The sequence below is a fragment of the Neptuniibacter sp. QD37_6 genome (assembly GCF_047778085.1).
Taxonomy (GTDB): domain Bacteria; phylum Pseudomonadota; class Gammaproteobacteria; order Pseudomonadales; family Balneatricaceae; genus Neptuniibacter.
The window spans coordinates 3,299,615-3,320,361 of sequence record NZ_CP180550.1 but is presented as its reverse complement, the minus strand read 5'-3'; the positions used below and the strand labels follow the sequence as shown (position 1 = coordinate 3,320,361).

The following is a 20,747-nucleotide window of genomic DNA, read 5'->3' as shown; positions in this document are numbered from 1 at the left end:
CCTATGAGAATTGGTCTAAATGCTGTTGAAAAGATTTTGTGCTATTTTAGAGCGTTCAAATTATAAGTGATAGCTGCATTGAAAATTCATGACCAATAATAAAAAAGATTCTCAAGCGCTGGTAGATCGATTTGGCAGAACGGTAGATTATATCCGTCTGTCAGTGACTGATCGATGTGATTTTCGCTGTGTTTATTGCATGGGGGAAGACATGTCTTTCCTGCCTCATGCTCAAGTACTTACCCTTGAAGAAATTAATCAGATCGCCCAAGTGTTTGTGAGCCTGGGGGTGAAGAAGATCCGTTTAACAGGTGGTGAGCCGCTGGTGCGTCGTGATGTGATGAAACTGATGCGCAGTGTAGGCCAATTAGATGCTGAGCTTGCGATTACCACTAATGGCTCTCAACTTGTGCAGATGGCTCAAGATTTAAAGGATGCTGGGGTTAACCGGTTAAACATCAGTATTGATAGTTTGCGAGAAGATCGTTTTAAAGCGATGACGCGGACTGGTAAATTGACCCAAGTGCTTGCAGGTATAGATGCAGCTGTTGCAGCAGGATTTGATCGAATCAAGCTAAATGCGGTTGTGATGAAAGGTCGCAATGATGATGAAGTGCTTGATCTAGTTAACTTTGCGCGAGAAAAAGGTGTTGATGTTAGCTTTATAGAAGAGATGCCTTTAGGGCAGATCTCTGAGCATGATCGTGCTGAAGTCTATTGTTCCAGTGATGAAGTCCGCGACATTATTGAGCAGCAGTATCAGCTGCAACCAACCACTGAACGTACTGCTGGTCCATCCCGTTATTATCGAATGGCAGATACTGAAAGCCGTGTTGGTTTTATCTCGCCGCACAGTCATAATTTCTGCTCTGAGTGTAACCGCGTCAGGGTAACTGTTGAAGGGCGTTTGTTGCTTTGTTTGGGTAACGAACACTCTGTTGATCTTCTGCATACCTTGCGTGCTCACCCGAATGATCAGGAAAAGCTGAAACAGGTTATTATTGATGCCATGGATCTGAAGCCTGAGAAGCACGAATTTGATCTAGACGATGAACCGCAAATCATCCGTTTTATGAATATGACAGGGGGCTAAACGAGCTCATCGTTATCCTTGTTCCCGCGCTTTCTTATTAAGGAAAATACTCATGTCCCATACTCCTGCCAGAGCAGAATTTATTCCGCTAAATATTGCCGTGTTAACTGTGTCCGATACTCGCACGCTTGAATCAGATACCTCTGGGCAAGCGTTGGTTGATCGTTTAGAGGCTGCAGGTCACGTACTTGGTGCACGTGAAATTGTTAAAGATGATGTCTATCAGATGCGAGCAGTTGCCTCTCGTTGGATTGCCGATTCAAATATTCATGTGATTATCTCTACAGGTGGTACAGGCTTTTCTGGTCGTGATTCTACGCCGGAAGCAATGGCACCACTATTTGATAAATCTATTGAAGGGTTTGGTGAGTTTTTCCGTCAAGTTTCAGCCGGTCAGATCGGTACCTCGACCATTCAGTCCAGAGCGCTAGGCGGGCTTGCAAATGGAACAGTGATTTTCTGTCTACCAGGCTCTACGGGTGCTTGCCGTACTGGTTGGGATGATGTGATTGCGCAGCAGTTAGATCATCGTCACAAGCCTTGTAATTTCGCTTCGCTGATCATGAAGCATCAAGAAGATAACGCTTAAGGTAAGAAGATGGGAAGCTGTGATTCTCAACCTGGATTGATCCCTTTCGAAGAAGCGCTGCAACGTCTTTTGGCTGGAGCAAATGTTTCTGTAGAGACTGAGGCTATGCCAGTTGCAGAGGCCTTAGGGCGCGTATTAGCTGAAGCTACAGTTGCTTCTGTTTCAGTCCCTCCAGCTGATAATAGCAGTATGGATGGTTACGCAATTAATACGGCTGATTTGGGTGCTAAGACAAGCTTAGAAAGGAGCCAGAGAATCCCTGCAGGTACGCCCCCGCAGCCTCTAGTTGCAGGTACTTGTGCGCGAATTTTTACTGGAGCTGAGATTCCTCAAGGTGCCAATGCAGTTGTTATGCAGGAAGATGTTCGCCTTGAGGGAGATAAGGTTGTTTTTCCTGCAGATGTGCCTGTTGGGGATAACGTTCGTAGAGCAGGCCAAGATATTTTGGCTGGTAGTCAGGTACTCGCAGTAGGTACGCGTTTACAAGCAGCTGATCTAGGGATATTAGCGTCGGTAGGCTTGTCTTCTGTCTCTGTTTATAAGCGCCTCAAGGTTGCGATCTTATCCACAGGTGATGAGCTGGTGGAACCGGGTATTCCTCTTTGTGCAGGGCAGATCTATAACTCTAATCGCTATATCCTGACTGGGCTATTACAGGGTTTAGGTATGGAGGTTGTTGATCTAGGTTGTGTTGCAGATACACGTGAAGCAACGCTAGCCGCATTGGAAAAAGCGGCTGCATCGGCAGATGCCATCATCAGTACTGGTGGTGTTTCTGTGGGTGAAGAGGATCATGTCAAATCTTGTGTTGAGCATCTTGGTCAGTTGGATATGTGGAAGATCAAGATCAAACCAGGAAAACCTGTTGCCTATGGGCAGGTCAAAGGTACGCCATTTATTGGTTTACCGGGCAATCCAACGTCGACATTGATAACGTTCTGTTTGTTGGCGAGGGCCTTCTTGCTTAAGTTGCAGGGTGCTTCATTCGAACCGCCACTGCAGCTGTCAGTGCCTGCGGGCTTCCAGAGAAAGCGAGCTATTCAGCGCCAAGAATATCTGCGAGTTCGGTTTGAGGATGGGCGTTTACAGCCGTTTGCAAATCAGAGTTCCGGTGTATTGATGTCTGCTAGTTGGGCGAATGGTATTGCTGTTATTCCTCCTCAGACAGTTGTAGAAGAGGGTGATTTGGTCGGATTCATCCCGTTTTCTGAACTTCTCGGTTAATTACATTTAATTTCCCTGAAGTTTGCGTGAGAAAACGGTAAAATAACGGCCTTTTTAGTAGAGCTTTCGAGGAAAGAATGACAGATCAGCAGGATCCGTATAAAGAGATCAGACCGTTCAACGATAGTGAAGTGGCGGATGCACTCCTTAATATTCTTCACAATGATGAATTCCTGACCGCTGTTACGCGTTACCAGTTTCCTAAATTATCCTCGAGTATCGGATGGTTGTTAAAACCATTTGTTCGTATTGCCTTGGCTGCCAAGATTGGTGAGATCGACAGTGTCTATGAGTTTCAGATGCTGGTGGCTAGCTATATGAAGAAGATGATTGGCCGTTCGACCACTAAGCTGACTTGTAGTGGTATAGATGAGCTTGATCCTGAAGAATCCTACCTGTTTATCTCAAACCACCGAGATATCGCAATGGACCCAGCATTCGTCAATTGGGTTCGCCATCAGTACGGCATGGATACAGTTCGGATTGCGATCGGTGATAACCTGCTTCGTAAGCCTTATGTTTCAGACATTATGCGTTTGAATAAGAGCTTTATCGTTAATCGTTCTGCAACAGGGCGTGAAATGATGAAAGCGCTAACGCAGCTATCTTCTTATATCGATCACAGTATCTTAGGTGGTCATTCTATCTGGTTAGCACAGCGAGAAGGCCGTGCAAAAGATGGGAATGATGCGACAGACCCAGCCATTTTGAAGATGCTTTATATGGCGCATCGAAAATCGCGTAGTTTTGCTGAGCAAACTAAGCGTTTGAATATTGTGCCGGTTTCTATCTCTTATGAATACGATCCATGTGACGCCTTAAAAGCGAATGAGCTGCATGCGAAGGCAACAGATGGTGTTTATGAAAAGTCTCAGTACGAAGATATCGCAAGTATTGTGAAAGGCATTACGGGTGATAAGGGGCATGTGCATGTCGCTTTTGGTGATCCTATCGATGCTGACTTTGATACACCTGAAGAGCTAGCGGCTGAGATCGATCGTCAAATTCATGAAAATTACTATTTGCACCCATCTAATCTGATTGCGGCAGGTCATAGTGATGATGCTACTGCTGATCAGAAGGCTGGTTTAGAAGCACGTATTAACAGTGTTGAAGGCGGTGCGCAGGATATTCTTCGTCAGATGTACGCTAATCCTGTTCTAAATCAGGCAACGCAAACACAGGAGTAGTTATGAGTCGTTTAACTCATCTGGATGACCAAGGGAACGCTAACATGGTGGATGTTTCCGAAAAGCAAGTGACTTTTCGTGAAGCGACTGCCTATGCGGAAGTTGAAATGCTGCCTGACACCATGAAGTTAATTACGGAAGGTGGTAACAAAAAGGGTGATGTTTTAGCGGTTGCACGAATCGCAGGTATTCAAGCTGCAAAACGCACCAGTGATCTTATTCCTCTTTGTCACCCATTGATGTTGAGTAAAGTTGCGGTAGATCTTCATCCTAATGCCGAACGTAATGTTGTTGAGATTACGGCAACCTGCAAGTTGGCAGGTCAGACGGGGGTGGAGATGGAAGCGCTAACGGCGGCATCTGTTGCGGGTTTAACGATTTACGATATGTGCAAGGCTGTGGATAAAGGCATGGTTATGAGCGCAGTTAAAGTATTGGAAAAGAAAGGTGGCAAAAGCGGTCACTGGAAGATGGAGAAGTAATCATGGTTAAAGTGGTGTATTTCGCCAGCTTGCGCGAGCGTTTAGGTGTAGCTGAAGAGTCTATTGAAGTGAGTCAGCCTGCTGATGTGGCTGCGGTACTAAATCAGCTAGTTGAGCTTCACGGAGAGCAGTGGCAAAAGATTCTGGTTGATACGCCTATATTGATGGCTGTTAACCAAGAGATGTGTGACGAGAAGGCCGCCGTAGCTGCTGGGGATGAAGTTGCATTCTTCCCGCCGGTAACTGGGGGTTAAGCATGTCTAAAAAAGCGAATCCACTGCACTATCTACGTGCAGTGTTTTATTACTTAGGCTTTTACCCTCTAACCATTGTGCATGCCACACTGAGTTTAATCATCTCGCCGCTATTGAATTTCCAGCAGCGCTTTAAATTTGTCACTCTGATTAACTACTTTTATATCTTTTGGTTAAAACTGTGTTGTGGTGTGGGTGTAAAGATCACTGGGCGTGAAAATCTGCCTACAGATGGTGCTTATGTTGTTGTAGCTAACCACCAGAGCGAGTGGGAAACACTGTTTTTACAAACCTTGGTCCGCCCGCAGTGTACAGTGCTTAAAAAAGAGCTTCTTAAGATTCCTTTCTTTGGATGGGCGCTAGGCCTGTTGAATCCTATAGCGATTGATCGTAGCCAAAGGCGTGGTGCACTTAAGCAGCTTTTGACGGAGGGTAAATCTCGTTTAGAAGATGATATCCCTGTGATTATCTTCCCCCAGGGTACGCGAGTGCCTGTGGGTAAAATGGGTAAGTTTAACAAAGGCGGAGCGATGCTGGCGTTAAGTGCGGGTGTGCCGGTGATCCCAATGATTCATGATGCTGGGCTCTATTGGCCAGGCAAAAGCTTTGCGAAGATCCCAGGTACTGTGCAAGTCCATGTGGGCGAGCCAATTCCTGTAGAAGGCCGTACAGTGGATGAAATCCATGAAGATATGGTGGCTTGGTTAGAAGAACATATGAAAGCGCTAGAGATAGCCTAAGCCAAATATCAGATATAAAAAAACCGCCGAATGGCGGTTTTTTTATATCTAGAAGACTGATTAGTCTTTTAGTTTTTCGAATACCAATGTGCAGTTAGTGCCGCCGAAGCCGAAGCTGTTGGACATAACGCGTTGTAGGTCTACGTTTTCCTGCTTCTCGCTAGCGATTGGTAGGCCTTCTGCTTCTGGGTCTAGCTCATCGATGTTTGCGGATGCTGCGATGAAGTTGTTTTCCTGCATAAGTAGCGAGTAAACCGCTTCTTGTACGCCAGCAGCACCTAGAGAGTGACCAGATAGAGACTTAGTAGAAGTAACCGTTGGCATGTCATCGCCAAAGGCTTCTTTCATCGCTTTCAGCTCTTGCATGTCACCTGCTGGTGTAGAAGTGCCGTGTGCGTTGATGTAATCGATCTTGCCGTCTACAGTTGCCATTGCCTGCTTCATGCAGCGAGCAGCGCCTTCGCCAGAAGGAGCAACCATGTCGTAGCCATCAGAAGTTGCACCGTAACCTACTAGTTCAGCGTAGATCTTAGCGCCACGAGCTTTGGCGTGTTCGTATTCTTCGATAACTAGGATGCCAGCACCGCCAGAGATAACGAAGCCGTCACGGTTTGCATCGTATGCTCGTGAAGCTTTTTCTGGTGTTTCGTTATATTTGCTAGATAGCGCGCCCATAGCATCGAACATGGCAGTCTGTACCCAGTGAAGTTCTTCACCACCGCCTGCGAATACTACGTCTTGCTTACCAAGCTGGATCTGCTCCATTGCGTTACCAATACAGTGAGCACTAGTAGCACAAGCAGAAGTGATAGAGTAGTTAACACCTTTGATTTTGAAAGGTGTTGCTAGACAAGCTGAAACAGTTGAACCCATTGTGCGAGTTACACGGTATGGACCTACGCGCTTAACGCCTTTCTCGCGAGTGATATCAGCTGTTTCAACAATGTTGTCAGCAGAAGCACCGCCGGAACCTACGATAAGGCCAGTGCGCTCGTTGGAAACCTGGTCTTCAGCTAGGTTTGCATCTGCAATTGCTTCTTTCATTGCAATGTAAGTGTATGCTGCTGCATCACCCATGAAACGTAGCAATTTACGGTCGATTTGCTCAGAGAAATCGATATCGATGCTGCCGGCTACCTGGCTACGGAAACCGCGCTCTTTATAGTCTTCTTGGAATTTAATACCAGAACGACCCTGCTGCAGTGATTCCAGAACGGTTTCTTTATCTGTACCCAGACAAGAAACGATACCCATACCGGTAACAACAACGCGACGCATGTGCTTCTCTCTCTTTTTCTAATTTAAGGTGCTTATTTTCCGTGAATCAGTAGTGTTTTGCCACTAAATTCGTAAAAAAGTAGACGGAAAATAGAAGAAAGGCCCTGAATTCAGGGCCTTAATAGATCAGAAATCTTCTGTAGATGTGAATAGACCTACACGTAGATCTTTCGCTGTGTAGATTTCACGACCATCAACGGACATGCTGCCGTCCGCGATGCCCATAACTAGCTTACGCTCAATTACGCGCTTAAGCTGGATACGGTAAGTAACTTTCTTGGCAGTCGGTAGTACCTGGCCGAAGAACTTAACTTCGCCAGAACCTAATGCACGACCGCGGCCTGGGTTGCCTTTCCAGCCAAGGAAAAAGCCAACAATCTGCCACATAGCGTCTAGACCTAGACAGCCTGGCATTACAGGGTCTTCCTCAAAATGGCAGCCGAAGAACCAAAGATCCGGGTTTATATCCAACTCAGCGATAATCTCACCTTTGCCGAATTCGCCACCGTCTTCGGTGATTTCCAGGATGCGATCCATCATTAGCATGTTGCCAATTGGTAGGCGCGCATTGCCTGGTCCAAACATTTCGCCGTGGCCGCAAGACAGCAGCTCATCGCGATTAAAAGAGGAAGGTCTTGTCATTAGCTTCTGTTTATCCAGGTTTTTATAAGTCAAAATATCGCGCAATTATACAGATTTGAATGCCACTAGGCACGATCTGTGTCAGGTTTATTGAATAAAAAGTTTACGATTTAGGGTGTAAAAGGCGAAATGGAACATGATTTTTGGCATCAAAAGTGGTCCGAAGGGCGTATAGGCTTCCATCAAGCGGAGGTTAATGCTTACTTGGTCTCCTATTGGGAAAAGATGGATTTAGCCGCTGGCGACAAGGTTTTTGTCCCTTTGTGCGGTAAAAGCAAGGATATGCTTTGGCTTCAGGATCGCGGTCATGATGTATTGGGGGTGGAGCTTAACCCAAATGCTTGCTTGGACTTCTTTGGCGAGAATGGCTTGGTTGTGGAGATGGGTGAGGCTACAAAATTTATCTCACATAGATGCGAAGATCTAAATCTTCTTTGTGGTGATTTTTTTGCGCTGACCAAAGAAGCCTTAGCGGATGTAAAAGGCGTATATGATCGTGCGGCTTTGGTGGCTTTGCCCAAGGATATGCGAGCTGATTACGCAAATAAGCTCATTGAGCTGTTACCAAAGGGTGTAAAAGTTTTGCTGGTGACCTTGGAGTTTGATAGTCCGCAAGGACCGCCGTTCAATGTGTCTGTCGAAGAGGTAAATGGCTTGTTTGGTCAGCGTTTCAAAGTGGAGTGGTTAGGTGAGGCTGTAGACGGTGACCGGAAGGAAGTGATCTGGTTGTTGCGTGACTGAGGGGCGTTAACTGTGCACTTAATTGATGGTAATTAAGTGCACAGATATGGATGCTTAGCTTTTGCGTTTCACTGCCAAGTTGGCAATTTTAATTAACGTTTCTTTGAATGATGTGTCTTGTAGCGCATCAAGTGCTGCAATCGCTTTATCGGCTTCGCCTTGAGCTTTCTCTTGGGTGTATTCGATAGCGCCAGTCTCTTTTACGATATCCATAATCGGTTGAAGATCGTCTAAACCGCCTTTGCGAATTGCTTGTCGAACCAGTTTGCGTTGTTCTTCGTTACCTGCACGCATTGCATGAATAAGTGGCAGGGTTGCTTTACCTTCAGCCAGATCGTCGCCTACGTTCTTGCCCATCTCTTCTGCTGTGGATAAGTAATCCATAACATCGTCGATAAGTTGGAAGGCTGTGCCTAAGTGTAAGCCATACAAGCGTAAGCCTTCTTGCTCTTCTTTGTTGGCTTCGGCAAGGATCGCGCCTGCTTCAGTAGCGGCTTCAAACAGCATGGCTGTTTTACCAAGGATAACCTGCATGTAAGCTTCCTCGGTGGTATCTGGATTTTTTGTGTTTAGTAGCTGCAGAACTTCGCCTTCAGCGATAACGTTCGTAGCATTGGAAATCACTTCCATAATCGGCATTGAGCCAATTTCTACTAATACCTGAAATGCACGGGAGTAAAGGAAATCGCCTACTAGTACGCTTGGTGCATTACCCCATTTTGCATTAGCGGTATCTTTGCCGCGGCGTAGATCAGAATTATCAACTACATCATCGTGCAGCAGCGTGGCTGTGTGGATAAATTCGATAATCGCCGCTAGCGGGATGTGCTTATCGCCTTGGTAATTTGCAGCATTAGCAGCAAGCAATACGAGTAACGGACGAAGACGTTTACCACCGCTTTCAACGATGTAATGACCAATTTTTTCTACAAGCGGTACGTTAGAGCCAAGGTGATTAATGATGTAATCGTTTACGGCTTCAAATTGGGGTTCTATTACAGGGTTGAACTGGTGAGGCTGCATAATAAGTGATGGCTGCTACTAACTTAAAGGAATCAAGAATAGCGCATGCTAGGTGTATGCATAGTTTCTGTCAAGAAATGCTGGTTTTACGCTATGTAAATAAAGAAGCTTAGTTGTGTGTAAAGGCTGTTTGCTATATAATCGCGCGCCCTGACCCATCCAATAATGGCTCCCTACCATATGGTGTAACCATTAGAAGTAGGCCTTTTTCTAGTAGCTGGGTGGGCAAATAACGGAGATTAAAATGTACGCAGTAATCGTAAGCGGTGGTAAACAGTACCGTGTCCAGGAAGGTGAAACCCTTAAACTGGAAAAACTGCAGGCTGAAGCGGGCGCAAACGTTGAGTTTGACCGTGTTCTGCTAGTTGGCAACGGCGACGATATCAAAATCGGCGCACCAGTTGTTGACGGTGCTAAAGTGACTGCTGAAGTTGTTCAGCACGGCCGCGCTAAGAAAGTTGAGATCATCAAGTTCAAGCGTCGTAAGCACCACATGAAGCGTCAGGGCCACCGTCAGTGGTTCACTGAAGTTAAAATTACTGGCATTTCTGCCTAATATTAACCTAGTTTAGGAGTTAGATAGATGGCTCATAAGAAGGCTGGTGGTTCTACTAAGAACGGTCGCGACTCGGAGTCGAAACGACTTGGTGTCAAGCGTTACGGTGGTCAAGTAGTTGCTGCAGGTAACATCCTAGTTCGTCAACGTGGTACTAAATTCCACGCTGGTACAAACGTAGGCTGTGGTAAAGACCATACTCTATTTGCGAAAGCAGATGGCGTTGTGAAATTCGAAGTTAAAGGCCCGCAGAAGCGTCAATACATCTCTGTAGTTGATGCGTAAGCAACGGTTTTAAGCTTCTAAAAAGCTCCGCCAAGGCGGAGCTTTTTTGTTTATAGTTTTTTTAGAATATTTTTCAGGGGATCTACCACTGAGTCTTGTGGTGTTTCAGGGCTTAATTGTAGGTTTCCTATGTTTAACTTTTGGGGGATAACATGAAGTTTGTCGATGAAGCAGTCATCACGGTTGAGGCCGGCAAGGGTGGCAATGGGTGTATGAGCTTTCGGCGTGAAAAGTATATCCCCAAAGGTGGCCCTGATGGTGGGGATGGCGGTGATGGTGGTTCTGTTTATTTTGAGGCAGATGAAAACCTGAATACTTTGATCGATTACCGTTTCACGCGTCACTACAAGGCGGCCAATGGTCAGTCTGGCATGGGCCGTAACTGTACCGGTGCTAAAGGTGAAGATCAGGTGCTGCGCGTGCCGGTTGGTACAACCATTATCGATACGGATACCGATGAAATTCTTGCTGATATGACTGAGATCGGTCAGGTTGAGAAGATTGCTCAGGGTGGTTTTCATGGTTTGGGTAATACGCGATTTAAGAGTAGTGTGAATCGTGCTCCACGCCAGACAACTAAAGGCTCGATGGGTGAAACTCGAAACCTTAAGCTTGAGCTTAAAGTTTTGGCGGATGTGGGTTTGTTGGGTTTGCCAAATGCGGGTAAGTCTACGCTTATTCGAGCAGTATCCGCTGCTAAGCCTAAAGTGGCTGATTATCCATTTACTACGCTTGTGCCTAACTTAGGTGTAGTACGTATCGAAAAGCATCGCAGTTTCGTTATTGCAGATATCCCGGGGATTATCGAGGGTGCTGCAGAGGGTGCGGGTCTAGGTATTCGTTTCCTTAAGCACTTAGCGCGTAACCGTATCCTGCTGCATCTTGTCGATATGGCACCTTGGGATGGTGTTTCTCCTGAGGAGGCGGCAGCAGTCGCTGTGGGTGAGCTGGAGAAGTTTAGTCAGACGCTAGCTGATCAGCCGCGTTGGTTGGTACTAAATAAGCTGGATATGGTCCCGGAAGAGGAGCGCGAAGCGCGTTGTCAGGCTGTGATTGATGAGTTGCAGTGGGAAGGTCCGGTTTATCGTATCTCGGCGCTAAGTCAGCAAGGCACTGATGACATGATGCGTGATATTCAGGCGTTCTTGGATCATCGTTTAGAGGCGATTGAGGAAGATCCTTCTATTCTTGAGCAAGAGCAGCAGATTCGTGAGCAGGTTGATGCTGAGGCTCGAGAGCGTATTGAGCAGATGCGTGCGGATATGCGAGCGCGTCGTGAGGGCGAAGATCTGGATGATGACGACTTTGACGATGATGATTATGACGTTGAAGTTGAATATGTTCGTGAATAGCAATTGAAGTGATTGTTGCTACTGCAGACGGTGTTAGGAGTTTTTAAGTGGCTGTAGGTAGGGAAAAGCTCAAGCGCGCAAAGCGTTGGGTGGTAAAGATTGGTAGTGCGCTCCTCACCAATGATGGTCAGGGGTTGGATCTTGAAGCAATCAGTCGCTGGGTGGATCAAATAGCTGCTCTGAAGGCGTCTGGTCTTGAAGTTGTGTTGGTTTCCTCGGGTTCGGTTGCGGAAGGTATGACTCGCCTAGGTTGGGATTCGCGACCGCATGAGGTCTCTAAGCTTCAGGCGGCTGCGGCTGTTGGGCAGATGGGCCTTGTGCAGGCTTATGAAACAAACTTTCAGCGCCATAATACCCATACAGCGCAGATCCTTCTGACACATGAAGATCACTCCAATCGTAAGCGTTATCTCAATGCTCAGGCGACTTTAAAAGAGTTGCTTGAGTTAGGCGTTGTCCCAGTTGTTAACGAGAACGATACGGTTGTCACTAAAGAGATTCGTTTTGGCGATAACGACACGCTTGGAGCGTTGGTGGCTAACTTGGTTCAAGCTGATGCTTTAATCTTGCTAACTGACCAAAAAGGCCTGTTCACGGCGGATCCGCGTCATGATCCAGAAGCAACTTTGATTTCCGAAGCGAGAGCGGGTGATGAAGCGCTCGAGGCGATGGCGGGTGATGGTGGCAAGCTGGGTCGTGGTGGTATGGCGACCAAAGTGCGTGCAGCTAAATTGGCGGCGCGTTCTGGGGCTGTGACCATGATTGCGAGTGGTCGTGAAGATAATGTCCTTCTGCGTTTAAGAGAGGCGGAAGATATAGGTACATTGTTGGTACCTGAGAAAGGGCCTATGGTGGCGCGTAAACAGTGGATTGCAGGTCATTTGCAGGCGCGTGGAAATCTTATGCTTGATGCGGGTGCGGTTAAGGCGCTGCGTGAGCGTGGTAAGAGTTTATTGCCAGCGGGTGTTCGTAGTGTGAGTGGTGACTTTTCTCGAGGTGAGATGGTGATCATTAGCGATGAATTTGGTCGTATCGTAGCGCGAGGTTTAGTGAACTACGGTGTTGGGGATGCGCAAAAAATTATCGGTAAGCCAAGTGGTGAAATTGAATCCATTCTTGGTTTTATGGGTGAAGAAGAATTGGTGCATAGAGACAATTTAGTCCTCTCTTAATTGAGGGGCTAAATTTAGGCACAAAAAAAACCGGCATAAGCCGGTTTTTTTACGCTTGGCTCTAATTAAAGAGCAGCAATCTGCTTGTTCAGACGGCTTTTAGTGCGTGCGATTTTGTTCTTGTGGAAGATGCCTTTAGACACTGAACCATCTAGAACTGGCTGCGCAGCTTGGAATGCTTCCTGTGCAGCAGCTTTTTCGCCTGTTTCTACAGCAGCAACAACTTTCTTGATGTAGGTACGTACCATGGAACGCAGGCTAGCGTTATGCTGGCGACGCTTCTCTGCCTGGCGAGCACGTTTACGAGATCCTGCGGAATTTGCCACAGTCCGGCTCCTTAAAATTAGTTAGTAAAATATCGGCTTATTGGTATACGCCGAAAATTAGAGGCGAGATTATTCATATTTGAGAGCTATCTGTCAATAAAACTGCAGAAATTTTCTTGTTGAAGCAGTAATATTCCCATTCTCTTGAGTGTTATTCATGAAATTATAGGCGGAAGCGGTGTCGAAGCAGGAAACGGAAGCAAAAAAATCAGCGGGATTACTGCGATCAAGTGCCGTGGTTGGCGTGATGACCATGCTTTCGCGAGTGCTAGGTTTAGCGCGAGATGTTGTTGTTGCCAATTATTTTGGTGCCAGTGGTAGTGCTGATGCCTTCTTTGTCGCGTTTAAAATTCCTAACTTTCTTCGCCGACTATTTGCTGAGGGAGCGTTTGCTCAAGCATTCGTGCCCGTTCTATCTGAATATCGTACCCAAAAAGATCTAAAAGCAGTCCAGCAGCTTGTTAATTATGTTGCGGGGACTCTCGGAAGTATTTTAATCGCAATCACTGTCTTGGCGGTGGTGGCGGCACCCATGCTAACCGCTATGTTTGCCCCAGGCTTCTACATGGGGGATGAGGGTAAATTTGAACTGGCAGCAGAGATGCTGAGGATTACATTTCCGTATCTGCTATTGATCTCGTTGACTGCGTTTGCCGGTTCTATTCTGAATAGCTATGAGCGTTTTGCCGTTCCTGCGTTCACGCCTGTGCTGCTTAATATCAGTTTGATCTGTTCTGCGATCTTCCTAAGCCCGCTGTTCGATCCGCCTATCTTGGCTTTAGCTTGGGGTGTCATGATTGCGGGTGTGGTGCAGTTGGTTTTTCAACTGCCATTTTTAGCGCGTATTCATCTTTTACCTAAACCCGTCTGGGGATGGAATGATCCAGGTGTTCGCCGCATCATGACACTTATGGTTCCGGCGTTGTTCGGGGTGTCTGTTACGCAAATAAACCTGCTTTTGGATACGGTGTTGGCATCGTTCCTACAAACCGGCAGTGTCTCTTGGTTGTATTACTCAGATCGTCTGGCAGAGCTGCCTTTGGGGGTGTTTGGTATCGCCATTGCGACCGTTATTTTGCCTAGCTTGTCGCGTAAGCATACAACTCAATCGGGCGAGGCGTTTTCGTCTACTTTGAATTGGGCAATGCAGATGGTGATGTTTATCGGTATACCGGCGGCGGTAGCGTTGTTTGTGTTGGCCGAACCGTTGTTGATCACCTTATTCCACTACGGCGCTTTAACCGATCGTGATGTCTTTATGGCTGCGGCTAGTTTGCGTGCTTATGCCTGTGGTTTGCTCGCCTTTATGCTGATTAAGGTTTTGGCTACGGGGTATTTCTCTCGCCAAGACACCAAAACGCCAGTGAAAATCGGCATCCAAGCTGCTGTGGCGAATATGGTGTTTAACTTGATCCTTATTGGGCCGTTTGCTCATGTTGGTTTGGCTGCTGCGACAGCGATGTCGGCGTTTATGAATGCTGGGTTGTTGTTATATGGGTTGATCAAATCTGGCGTGTTTAGCTGGTCTTCGGGTTGGGCCATGCAATTGCTACGAATGTTAGTGGCGAATGTGGCGATGGCTATTGTCATCATCCAGTTGATGGGTTCAGTTGAGGAGTGGCTACAGATGGATCTGTGGGCGCGAATCTCTCAAATGGCGATTTTGGTGGTTGCTGGCGGGGCTGTTTATGCTGTTGTGTTGGCTTTTGCAGGCTTGAGAGTGCGTCATTTGAAGCATAATTAAGTTTATTTTGCATTCTATTGCTTACAGCGGGTCTCAGTAGTACAGGTTGGATATTATCTGAGCTATAATGCCGCGTTTATTTTTGGCTGTAGCAAGAGTACCTGATGGAACTAATTCGCGGATTACATAACCTGCGCGAAAAACACCGAGGTTGTGTGGCAACTATCGGCAATTTTGATGGCGTGCATTTAGGTCATCGACAGGTGCTTGCTCAGGTAAAGGCAAAAGCGAAGGAGCTAAACCTGCCTTCAGTTGTGATTACCTTTGAGCCTCAGCCTCAAGAGTTCTTCGCAGGCGATAAAGCGCCGCCGCGCTTAACCCGCTTTGGCGAAAAGTACAGATTGTTGCAGGCAGAGGGTATCGATCGCCATCTTTGCCTAAATTTTAACGACCGTCTACGTGCGATGACGGCGGAGCAGTTTGTACAAGAGCTATTACTGCATGGTTTAGCGGTGAAGCATTTTGTTGTTGGTGATGATTTTCGCTTTGGTTGTGATCGTTCAGGTGATTACAACATGTTGTGTGATGCAGGCGAACGTCACGACTTTACAGTGGTAAATACGCAAACGTTTTTAAATGCTGATGAGCGCGTGAGTAGTACACGTATTCGCAGTGTGTTACAGCAGAATGATCTTGAAGCGGCAGCTGCTTTGCTTGGGCGCCCTTACGCTGTTTCAGGACGTGTGATGCATGGCCAAAAGTTGGGCCGCCAGCTTGGAGTACCAACGGCAAATGTACGTATGCATAGTTATGCTTGCCCTTTGCGCGGGGTTTATGCGGTAGAAGTTAAAGGCCCAAATTTTACTGCTCAGGGTGTGTGTAACGTTGGTATACGCCCAACCGTTTGTGGTCAGCAGCCGGTGCTTGAAGCACACCTGTTTGATTTTGATAAAGATATTTATGGGCAGTTGCTAACTGTCGAGTTTAAGCAGTTTATTCGTGATGAGCGTAAATTCTCAGATATCGATGCGCTTAAAAAACAAATTTTTGCAGATATTGAAGATGTGCGGGCTTACTTTGACCGCACCCGTAGTTAATTCGGAACTTATAACCATGACCGATTACAAAGCAACATTGAACCTTCCGGAAACAGCCTTCCCAATGCGTGGCAATTTGGCTCAGCGTGAGCCGAAAATGTTACAGGGTTGGCAGAAGATGGATCTGTACCAGAAAATTCGCGAAGTCAGTGCTGGCCGCGATAAGTTCACTTTGCACGATGGCCCTCCATACGCAAACGGTGATATTCACATTGGTCACTCGGTTAATAAGATTCTGAAAGACATTATTATCAAATCCAAAACAATGAGCGGATTTGACGCGCCTTATGTGCCGGGTTGGGACTGTCATGGTCTGCCAATCGAACATAAGGTTGAGACTAAGCACGGCAAAGCGGGCGTGAAACTGTCTCACAAAGACTTCCGTCAGAAGTGCCGTGACTACGCAGCACGACAGGTTGAAGGTCAGAAGAAAGACTTTATCCGTTTAGGTGTTCTAGGCGATTGGGACAACCCATACCTAACAATGAATTTTGATACTGAAGCTAATATCATCCGTGCTTTAGGCAAAATCGTTGAAAATGGCCACCTAGTTAAAGGCTTCAAGCCAGTTTACTGGAGTGTTGTGGGCGGTTCTGCACTAGCTGAAGCTGAAGTGGAATATCAGGACAAGACTTCTACAGCGATCGATGTACGTTTCACTCCAGTTGATCAGGACGGTTTCCTTGCGAAATTCGAGGGTCTTGAAGGTGAAGGCGAAGCGTCAGTTGTTATCTGGACAACAACGCCTTGGACGTTGCCATCTAACCAAGCGGTATCTCTAGGTGGTGAGCTAGACTACGTGCTTGTTCAGCTAGATCTAGGTTTAGGTGCGGAGCGTATTCTTCTAGCGGAAGGCTTAGTTGAAGATGCTATGAAGCGTTACGGTGTTGAAGAGTACAGCATCGTTGGTCGCTGTCAGGGCCAAGCACTAGAAAAATTTGAACTACAGCACCCGTTCTACGAGCGTACAGTTCCTGTAATCCTAGGCGATCACGTAACCCTAGATGCGGGTACAGGTGCTGTACACACAGCACCAGACCACGGTGTGGAAGACTTTGAGGTTGGCCGTAAATACGGTATTGGCACAATGAACCTAGTGAACGCTTCGGGTGTTCTAGGAGAAGGTGCGGGTGTATTTGCAGGCGAGCACGTTTATAAAGTTGACGATAAAGTTGTTGCTCTATTAACCGAAAACAACAAGCTGGTCTTGGAACATAAGTTCCAGCACAGCTACCCTCACTGCTGGCGTACCAAAACGCCATTGATCTACCGTGCAACACCTCAGTGGTTTGTAAGCATGGAAGAGAAAGGTCTGAAGAAAGATGCTTTAGAAGCGATTAAAGGTGTTGAGTGGTTCCCAGGTTGGGGGCAAAATCGTATCGAAGCGATGGTTGAGCAGAGCCCTGATTGGTGTGTATCCCGTCAACGTACTTGGGGTGTGCCAATTGCACTGTTTATCCACAAAGAAACTCAGCAACTACACCCGAATACGCCAGAACTAATCGAACAGGTTGCTGTGCGTGTTGAAAAAGTGGGTATGGATGCATGGTTCGATCTGGATGCTGCTGAAGTATTGGGCGACGAAGCTGATCAGTACGAAAAAGTAACTGATACCTTGGATGTTTGGTTTGATTCCGGTGTAACGCACTATTCTGTAGTTGATCAGCGTGACAACTTGGAATACCCAGCTGATATGTATCTTGAAGGTTCGGATCAGCACCGTGGTTGGTTCCAGTCTTCTTTGAAAACTGCGATTGCTATCAAAGGTAAAGCGCCATACAAACAGGTGTTAACGCACGGCTTTACCGTTGATGGTCAAGGCCGCAAGATGTCTAAGTCGGTTGGTAACGTTGTATCGCCACAGGAAGTAATGAACAAGTACGGCGCGGATATCTTGCGGCTATGGGTTGCTTCTACCGATTACAGCGGTGAGATGACCTGTTCTGACGATATCTTGAAGCGCGCCGCGGACGCTTACCGCCGTATTCGTAACACAGCACGTTTCTTCTTGGCTAACCTAAGCGGTTTTGATCCTGCTCAGCACATGGTTAAACCAGAAGATATGGTAGCGTTGGATGCTTGGGCGGTAGATCGTGCAGCTCGTTTGCAAGAAGAGCTTATCGAGCACTTCAACCAATATGAATTCCTACAAGTGTTCCAGAAAGTATCTCACTTCTGTTCGCAGGATATGGGTGGTTTCTACCTAGATATCATCAAAGATCGTCAATACACAGCAGCGACTGATTCACATGCGCGTCGTTCTGCTCAGACTGCGCTTTATCATATTGTTGAAGCGTTGGTTCGTTGGATTGCGCCAATCTGTAGTTTCACTGCTGATGAGATCTGGGCAACGCTTGCAGGCGAGCGTACAGAGTCTGTTCATTTGGATACTTGGTATCAGGGCCTAACCAAACTACCTGCGGATAGCGCATTTGATTCTGCCTACTGGGAACAGGTAATGGCAGTGAAAACTGCGGTTAATAAACAGTTAGAAACTGAACGTAGCGATGGCAACATTGGTGGTAGCTTAGAAGCTGAAGTGACTTTGTATTGCGATGACGCTCTACAGGCTCTACTAGGTAAACTAGAAGACGAGTTGCGTTTCGTTTTGATCACATCAAAAGCGGCAGTAGCACCATTAGCTGATGCACAAGATGCTAATGATACAGAGCTTGAAGGGCTTAAGGTTAGTGTAGTTAAAAGTGCTGCTGATAAGTGTCCACGTTGCTGGCACTTCCGTGAAGATGTAGGTCAGGATTCTGAAGATCCTGAGCTATGTGGTCGTTGTGTTGATAACGTTAAAGGTGCCGGTGAAAGCCGTAGCTTTGCTTAATGACACAGAGCACTGAACAACAAACACAACCAGTGCGGAGCTGCCTCATCTGGGGTGTGCTCTCGCTGCTGGTGGTTGTACTGGATTTAGGTAGTAAATACTTAGCGGTAACTAATTTAAAGTATGCCGATCCTAATCCCGTACTGCCAATGTTCGACCTAACGCTGTTGTTCAACACTGGCGCTGCTTTTAGCTTCTTGTCAGAAGCAGGTGGCTGGCAGCGTTGGTTCTTTGTAGCAATTGCTGTGGTCGTGAGTGTTGTACTGGTGATCTGGCTAAAGCGTACGCCTCGTATCTATTGGTGGTTAGGTCTAGCACTGTCTCTCGTATTGGGTGGTGCTTTAGGCAATCTATATGATCGGGCTGTACAAGGGTATGTGATTGATTTCATCTCCCTGCATTATCAGAATTATTACTTCCCTGCTTTTAATATTGCGGATACCGCTATTACGATTGGAGCGATTATTCTGATTCTGGATATGTTATTTCTGGAAGGGAAGCGCAAATCATCTGAAGAGAGTTCACAATGAGTAAATTGATCGGTCCGGGTAAAACCGTTACGCTGCATTTCGCAATTAAACTGGAAGACGGTCAAATAATTGATTCCAATTTCGAAGCTGAACCCGCGACTTTTAACGTGGGCGATGGTAACTTGTTGGAAGGTTTTGAAAAAGCACTGTTCGGCTTGGAAGAAGGGACAAAACAAACCCTAAAAATTCTACCCGAAAATGGCTTTGGAATGAGTAATCCAAGTAATGTGCAAAATATCCCTCGCAGTCAGTTTGAAGGGATGGAATTAGAGCAAGGTTTGGTTATTTCATTCGCGGATGCTGGTAATGGCGAGCTTCCAGGCGTGATTGCTGAATTTGATGATAAGATGGTTTCGGTTGATTTTAATCATCCGCTGGCAGGGAAGAGGCTAGATTTCCAGGTAGAGATTCTTCAAGTTAGCTAAGATGATATTAAGAACCCGAATTTTTTAATTCGGGTTTTTTGTATTTATTCTATCTTAAGCTATTCTTACTCGAGACCCCTCATAAAATCGCTTGTGGCGTATGTTCCCTTAAACGACTAGTCTTACATTAGAATTGGTTGTTGTCTTTTTAGTGCAAATCTTGTTGCTCGTTTCAAAATGAGAGTTTATGTTTTGTGTATCTTAACTATAAGTTTTTTCTATTAATCGTTGAACTACATACTTGGTGCGTATTTAGGAATGAAAAAAATGAAAGGAAATCAAAACCTTCAATCAGGCTTTTCTTTAATTGAACTGATGATAGTTGTAGCTATTGTAGCTATTCTTGCAACAATTGCTTATCCAGCCTACCAGTCATACATAGAGAAGACACGACGTGGTGATGCCATGGCGAGCCTAGCTGATATCAGGTTAGAGCAAGAAAAATGGAGAGCGAATAATGTAGCTTATGCTACTGGAGCATCATTAGCGTACGGAACTACCTCGAGGGAAGGTTTTTATAACATTACTATTAGCAGTACAGGAGCTAGCTCTTACACAGTCACTGCAGCTCCGACAGGTGTACAAGCTAATGATGTATGTGGCTCGTTTCGCATAACTCAAAACGGACCAGCTTATGGCGGCGGGTTTGCTGATGCGGATTGTTGGGAAAGATAGATGAATAAGCTGCATGCAAATAGGGGTGTTACTCTAATAGAGTTGATGGTCGGGTTGGCTGTATTAGCAATTCTAATTTCTCTTGCGGCGCCTAGTTTGAATGACTTTCAAGAAAGGGTTGAGCTAACTGGGGCAGCAGAGAAAGTTTACGGGCATATACAGTATGCTCGTAGTGAGTCTATTTCTAATGGCGCTGATATCTATGTTGCTTTTAAAGGAACTGGTGGTACAGATTGGTGTATAGGAGTCAGTGATACAGCTGCATGTGATTGCTCTTCTGCTGCATCTGCTGCTTTATGCACAATTAATTCTGAACAGACTAGGTATGTTACAGGGGCTGACTATCCTAATATTACAGCCTCCACAGGTTTTGCAAGTGATATTACTGGCTTTCGTGCACCACGATCTACAGCGATAGACAACGGGACAATTACATTGAGCTATCCAGGGTATGGTGACGCAAAAATAGTATTGAGTACGATTGGTCGGGTGAGATTGTGTTCAGATACCTTGGATCTTTATGCAGGGTGCCCGTAATGAAGATGTCAAGAAATAT

Annotated in this window: 23 protein-coding genes; 19 read left to right on the top strand and 4 right to left on the bottom strand. The window is 46.2% G+C overall.

The window, feature by feature from the left end; all coding sequences use genetic code 11:
* Positions 1–88: 88 nt before the first annotated feature.
* The 7 genes from moaA (at position 89) to ACMXYO_RS15835 (ending at position 5,572) form a co-directional block, all read left to right on the top strand.
* Positions 89–1,093 (top strand): GTP 3',8-cyclase MoaA, encoded by a 1,005-nt coding sequence (gene moaA / locus ACMXYO_RS15865; protein ID WP_415886105.1) that lies wholly within the window; start codon positions 89–91, stop codon positions 1,091–1,093.
* 52 nt (positions 1,094–1,145) lie between these two features.
* A complete protein-coding gene (gene moaB, locus ACMXYO_RS15860; RefSeq protein WP_415882711.1) occupies positions 1,146–1,682 on the top strand; it encodes a molybdenum cofactor biosynthesis protein B in 537 nt (178 codons plus the stop codon).
* Positions 1,683–1,691: 9 nt separating this feature from the next.
* Positions 1,692–2,906 (top strand): gephyrin-like molybdotransferase Glp, encoded by a 1,215-nt coding sequence (glp, locus tag ACMXYO_RS15855; RefSeq protein WP_415886104.1) that lies wholly within the window; start codon positions 1,692–1,694, stop codon positions 2,904–2,906.
* Positions 2,907–2,983: 77 nt separating this feature from the next.
* A complete protein-coding gene (locus ACMXYO_RS15850; RefSeq protein WP_415886103.1) occupies positions 2,984–4,096 on the top strand; it encodes a 1-acyl-sn-glycerol-3-phosphate acyltransferase in 1,113 nt (370 codons plus the stop codon).
* A gap of 2 nt (positions 4,097–4,098) precedes the next feature.
* Positions 4,099–4,578: a cyclic pyranopterin monophosphate synthase MoaC gene (moaC, locus tag ACMXYO_RS15845; protein WP_415886101.1), complete on the top strand. Its 480-nt coding sequence runs from the start codon at positions 4,099–4,101 to the stop codon at positions 4,576–4,578.
* Positions 4,579–4,580: 2 nt separating this feature from the next.
* Positions 4,581–4,832: a molybdopterin converting factor subunit 1 gene (gene moaD / locus ACMXYO_RS15840; RefSeq protein WP_415886099.1), complete on the top strand. Its 252-nt coding sequence runs from the start codon at positions 4,581–4,583 to the stop codon at positions 4,830–4,832.
* 2 nt (positions 4,833–4,834) lie between these two features.
* Positions 4,835–5,572 carry a lysophospholipid acyltransferase family protein gene (locus tag ACMXYO_RS15835; protein ID WP_415882706.1) on the top strand — a complete coding sequence of 246 codons (738 nt, stop codon included), beginning with the start codon at positions 4,835–4,837 and terminating at the stop codon, positions 5,570–5,572.
* A gap of 60 nt (positions 5,573–5,632) precedes the next feature.
* Here the strand turns inward: ACMXYO_RS15835 and fabB are convergent, their stop codons facing one another.
* Together fabB and fabA are read right to left on the bottom strand one after the other, a co-directional pair.
* On the bottom strand, positions 5,633–6,850 hold the full coding sequence (fabB, locus tag ACMXYO_RS15830; RefSeq protein WP_415886098.1) for a beta-ketoacyl-ACP synthase I: 1,218 nt from the start codon (positions 6,848–6,850) through the stop codon (positions 5,633–5,635).
* Between the two features lie 126 nt (positions 6,851–6,976).
* A complete protein-coding gene (gene fabA / locus ACMXYO_RS15825; RefSeq protein WP_415882704.1) occupies positions 6,977–7,492 on the bottom strand; it encodes a 3-hydroxyacyl-[acyl-carrier-protein] dehydratase FabA in 516 nt (171 codons plus the stop codon).
* Positions 7,493–7,621: 129 nt separating this feature from the next.
* Between fabA and ACMXYO_RS15820 the strand changes: the two genes are divergently transcribed.
* A complete protein-coding gene (locus ACMXYO_RS15820; protein ID WP_415886097.1) occupies positions 7,622–8,233 on the top strand; it encodes a thiopurine S-methyltransferase in 612 nt (203 codons plus the stop codon).
* 54 nt (positions 8,234–8,287) lie between these two features.
* Here the strand turns inward: ACMXYO_RS15820 and ispB are convergent, their stop codons facing one another.
* Positions 8,288–9,256: an octaprenyl diphosphate synthase gene (gene ispB / locus ACMXYO_RS15815; RefSeq protein ID WP_415886096.1), complete on the bottom strand. Its 969-nt coding sequence runs from the start codon at positions 9,254–9,256 to the stop codon at positions 8,288–8,290.
* A 244-nt stretch (positions 9,257–9,500) separates the two neighbouring features.
* Between ispB and rplU the strand changes: the two genes are divergently transcribed.
* The 4 genes from rplU to proB all read left to right on the top strand — a co-directional run bounded on the left by rplU (position 9,501) and on the right by proB (position 12,621).
* Entirely contained in the window at positions 9,501–9,812 is a 312-nt protein-coding gene (rplU, locus tag ACMXYO_RS15810; protein WP_286240327.1) for a 50S ribosomal protein L21, read from the top strand.
* 27 nt (positions 9,813–9,839) lie between these two features.
* Positions 9,840–10,097: a 50S ribosomal protein L27 gene (gene rpmA / locus ACMXYO_RS15805; protein ID WP_415882701.1), complete on the top strand. Its 258-nt coding sequence runs from the start codon at positions 9,840–9,842 to the stop codon at positions 10,095–10,097.
* 152 nt (positions 10,098–10,249) lie between these two features.
* Positions 10,250–11,449, top strand: a complete 1,200-nt coding sequence (cgtA, locus tag ACMXYO_RS15800; RefSeq protein ID WP_415886095.1) for an Obg family GTPase CgtA — start codon at positions 10,250–10,252, stop codon at positions 11,447–11,449.
* Between the two features lie 47 nt (positions 11,450–11,496).
* Positions 11,497–12,621, top strand: a complete 1,125-nt coding sequence (gene proB / locus ACMXYO_RS15795) for a glutamate 5-kinase (RefSeq protein WP_415886094.1) — start codon at positions 11,497–11,499, stop codon at positions 12,619–12,621.
* Positions 12,622–12,686: 65 nt separating this feature from the next.
* On the opposite strand, the gene rpsT is transcribed toward proB, so the two are convergent.
* Complete coding sequence (gene rpsT, locus ACMXYO_RS15790; protein ID WP_415886093.1) at positions 12,687–12,947, bottom strand: 30S ribosomal protein S20; 261 nt, start codon at positions 12,945–12,947, stop codon at positions 12,687–12,689.
* A 247-nt stretch (positions 12,948–13,194) separates the two neighbouring features.
* Here rpsT and murJ point away from each other — a divergent pair, with 247 nt between their 5' ends.
* The 7 genes from murJ (at position 13,195) to ACMXYO_RS15755 (ending at position 20,728) form a co-directional block, all read left to right on the top strand.
* Positions 13,195–14,691, top strand: a complete 1,497-nt coding sequence (murJ, locus tag ACMXYO_RS15785; RefSeq protein WP_415888116.1) for a murein biosynthesis integral membrane protein MurJ — start codon at positions 13,195–13,197, stop codon at positions 14,689–14,691.
* A gap of 104 nt (positions 14,692–14,795) precedes the next feature.
* Positions 14,796–15,728, top strand: a complete 933-nt coding sequence (gene ribF / locus ACMXYO_RS15780; protein WP_415886091.1) for a bifunctional riboflavin kinase/FAD synthetase — start codon at positions 14,796–14,798, stop codon at positions 15,726–15,728.
* A 16-nt stretch (positions 15,729–15,744) separates the two neighbouring features.
* Positions 15,745–18,561 (top strand): isoleucine--tRNA ligase, encoded by a 2,817-nt coding sequence (gene ileS, locus ACMXYO_RS15775; RefSeq protein WP_415886089.1) that lies wholly within the window; start codon positions 15,745–15,747, stop codon positions 18,559–18,561.
* Positions 18,561–19,091 carry a signal peptidase II gene (gene lspA, locus ACMXYO_RS15770; protein ID WP_415886088.1) on the top strand — a complete coding sequence of 177 codons (531 nt, stop codon included), beginning with the start codon at positions 18,561–18,563 and terminating at the stop codon, positions 19,089–19,091. Before ileS ends, lspA begins: the two co-directional genes overlap by 1 nt.
* Positions 19,088–19,516 (top strand): FKBP-type peptidyl-prolyl cis-trans isomerase, encoded by a 429-nt coding sequence (locus tag ACMXYO_RS15765; RefSeq protein ID WP_415886087.1) that lies wholly within the window; start codon positions 19,088–19,090, stop codon positions 19,514–19,516. Before lspA ends, ACMXYO_RS15765 begins: the two co-directional genes overlap by 4 nt.
* Before the next feature lie 267 nt (positions 19,517–19,783).
* Entirely contained in the window at positions 19,784–20,191 is a 408-nt protein-coding gene (locus ACMXYO_RS15760; RefSeq protein ID WP_415886086.1) for a type IV pilin protein, read from the top strand.
* A complete protein-coding gene (locus tag ACMXYO_RS15755) occupies positions 20,192–20,728 on the top strand; it encodes a GspH/FimT family pseudopilin (RefSeq protein WP_415886085.1) in 537 nt (178 codons plus the stop codon).
* Positions 20,729–20,747 lie beyond the last annotated feature (19 nt).

Excerpts from the sequence above, each read along its gene's own strand:
- ACMXYO_RS15820 (WP_415886097.1), top strand. The coding sequence starts at position 7,622 with ATGGAACATGATTTTTGGCATCAAAAGTGGTCCGAAGGGCGTATAGGC.
- glp (WP_415886104.1), top strand. The coding sequence starts at position 1,692 with ATGGGAAGCTGTGATTCTCAACCTGGATTGATCCCTTTCGAAGAAGCG.
- ileS (WP_415886089.1), top strand. The coding sequence starts at position 15,745 with ATGACCGATTACAAAGCAACATTGAACCTTCCGGAAACAGCCTTCCCA.
- ribF (WP_415886091.1), top strand. The coding sequence starts at position 14,796 with ATGGAACTAATTCGCGGATTACATAACCTGCGCGAAAAACACCGAGGT.
- lspA (WP_415886088.1), top strand. The coding sequence starts at position 18,561 with ATGACACAGAGCACTGAACAACAAACACAACCAGTGCGGAGCTGCCTC.
- ACMXYO_RS15755 (WP_415886085.1), top strand. The coding sequence starts at position 20,192 with ATGAATAAGCTGCATGCAAATAGGGGTGTTACTCTAATAGAGTTGATG.
- rplU (WP_286240327.1), top strand. The coding sequence starts at position 9,501 with ATGTACGCAGTAATCGTAAGCGGTGGTAAACAGTACCGTGTCCAGGAA.
- fabA (WP_415882704.1), bottom strand. The coding sequence starts at position 7,492 with ATGACAAGACCTTCCTCTTTTAATCGCGATGAGCTGCTGTCTTGCGGC.
- ACMXYO_RS15850 (WP_415886103.1), top strand. The coding sequence starts at position 2,984 with ATGACAGATCAGCAGGATCCGTATAAAGAGATCAGACCGTTCAACGAT.
- cgtA (WP_415886095.1), top strand. The coding sequence starts at position 10,250 with ATGAAGTTTGTCGATGAAGCAGTCATCACGGTTGAGGCCGGCAAGGGT.
- rpmA (WP_415882701.1), top strand. The coding sequence starts at position 9,840 with ATGGCTCATAAGAAGGCTGGTGGTTCTACTAAGAACGGTCGCGACTCG.
- moaC (WP_415886101.1), top strand. The coding sequence starts at position 4,099 with ATGAGTCGTTTAACTCATCTGGATGACCAAGGGAACGCTAACATGGTG.
- moaB (WP_415882711.1), top strand. The coding sequence starts at position 1,146 with ATGTCCCATACTCCTGCCAGAGCAGAATTTATTCCGCTAAATATTGCC.
- fabB (WP_415886098.1), bottom strand. The coding sequence starts at position 6,850 with ATGCGTCGCGTTGTTGTTACCGGTATGGGTATCGTTTCTTGTCTGGGT.
- moaA (WP_415886105.1), top strand. The coding sequence starts at position 89 with ATGACCAATAATAAAAAAGATTCTCAAGCGCTGGTAGATCGATTTGGC.
- murJ (WP_415888116.1), top strand. The coding sequence starts at position 13,195 with ATGACCATGCTTTCGCGAGTGCTAGGTTTAGCGCGAGATGTTGTTGTT.
- ACMXYO_RS15765 (WP_415886087.1), top strand. The coding sequence starts at position 19,088 with ATGAGTAAATTGATCGGTCCGGGTAAAACCGTTACGCTGCATTTCGCA.
- moaD (WP_415886099.1), top strand. The coding sequence starts at position 4,581 with ATGGTTAAAGTGGTGTATTTCGCCAGCTTGCGCGAGCGTTTAGGTGTA.
- ACMXYO_RS15835 (WP_415882706.1), top strand. The coding sequence starts at position 4,835 with ATGTCTAAAAAAGCGAATCCACTGCACTATCTACGTGCAGTGTTTTAT.
- ispB (WP_415886096.1), bottom strand. The coding sequence starts at position 9,256 with ATGCAGCCTCACCAGTTCAACCCTGTAATAGAACCCCAATTTGAAGCC.
- ACMXYO_RS15760 (WP_415886086.1), top strand. The coding sequence starts at position 19,784 with ATGAAAGGAAATCAAAACCTTCAATCAGGCTTTTCTTTAATTGAACTG.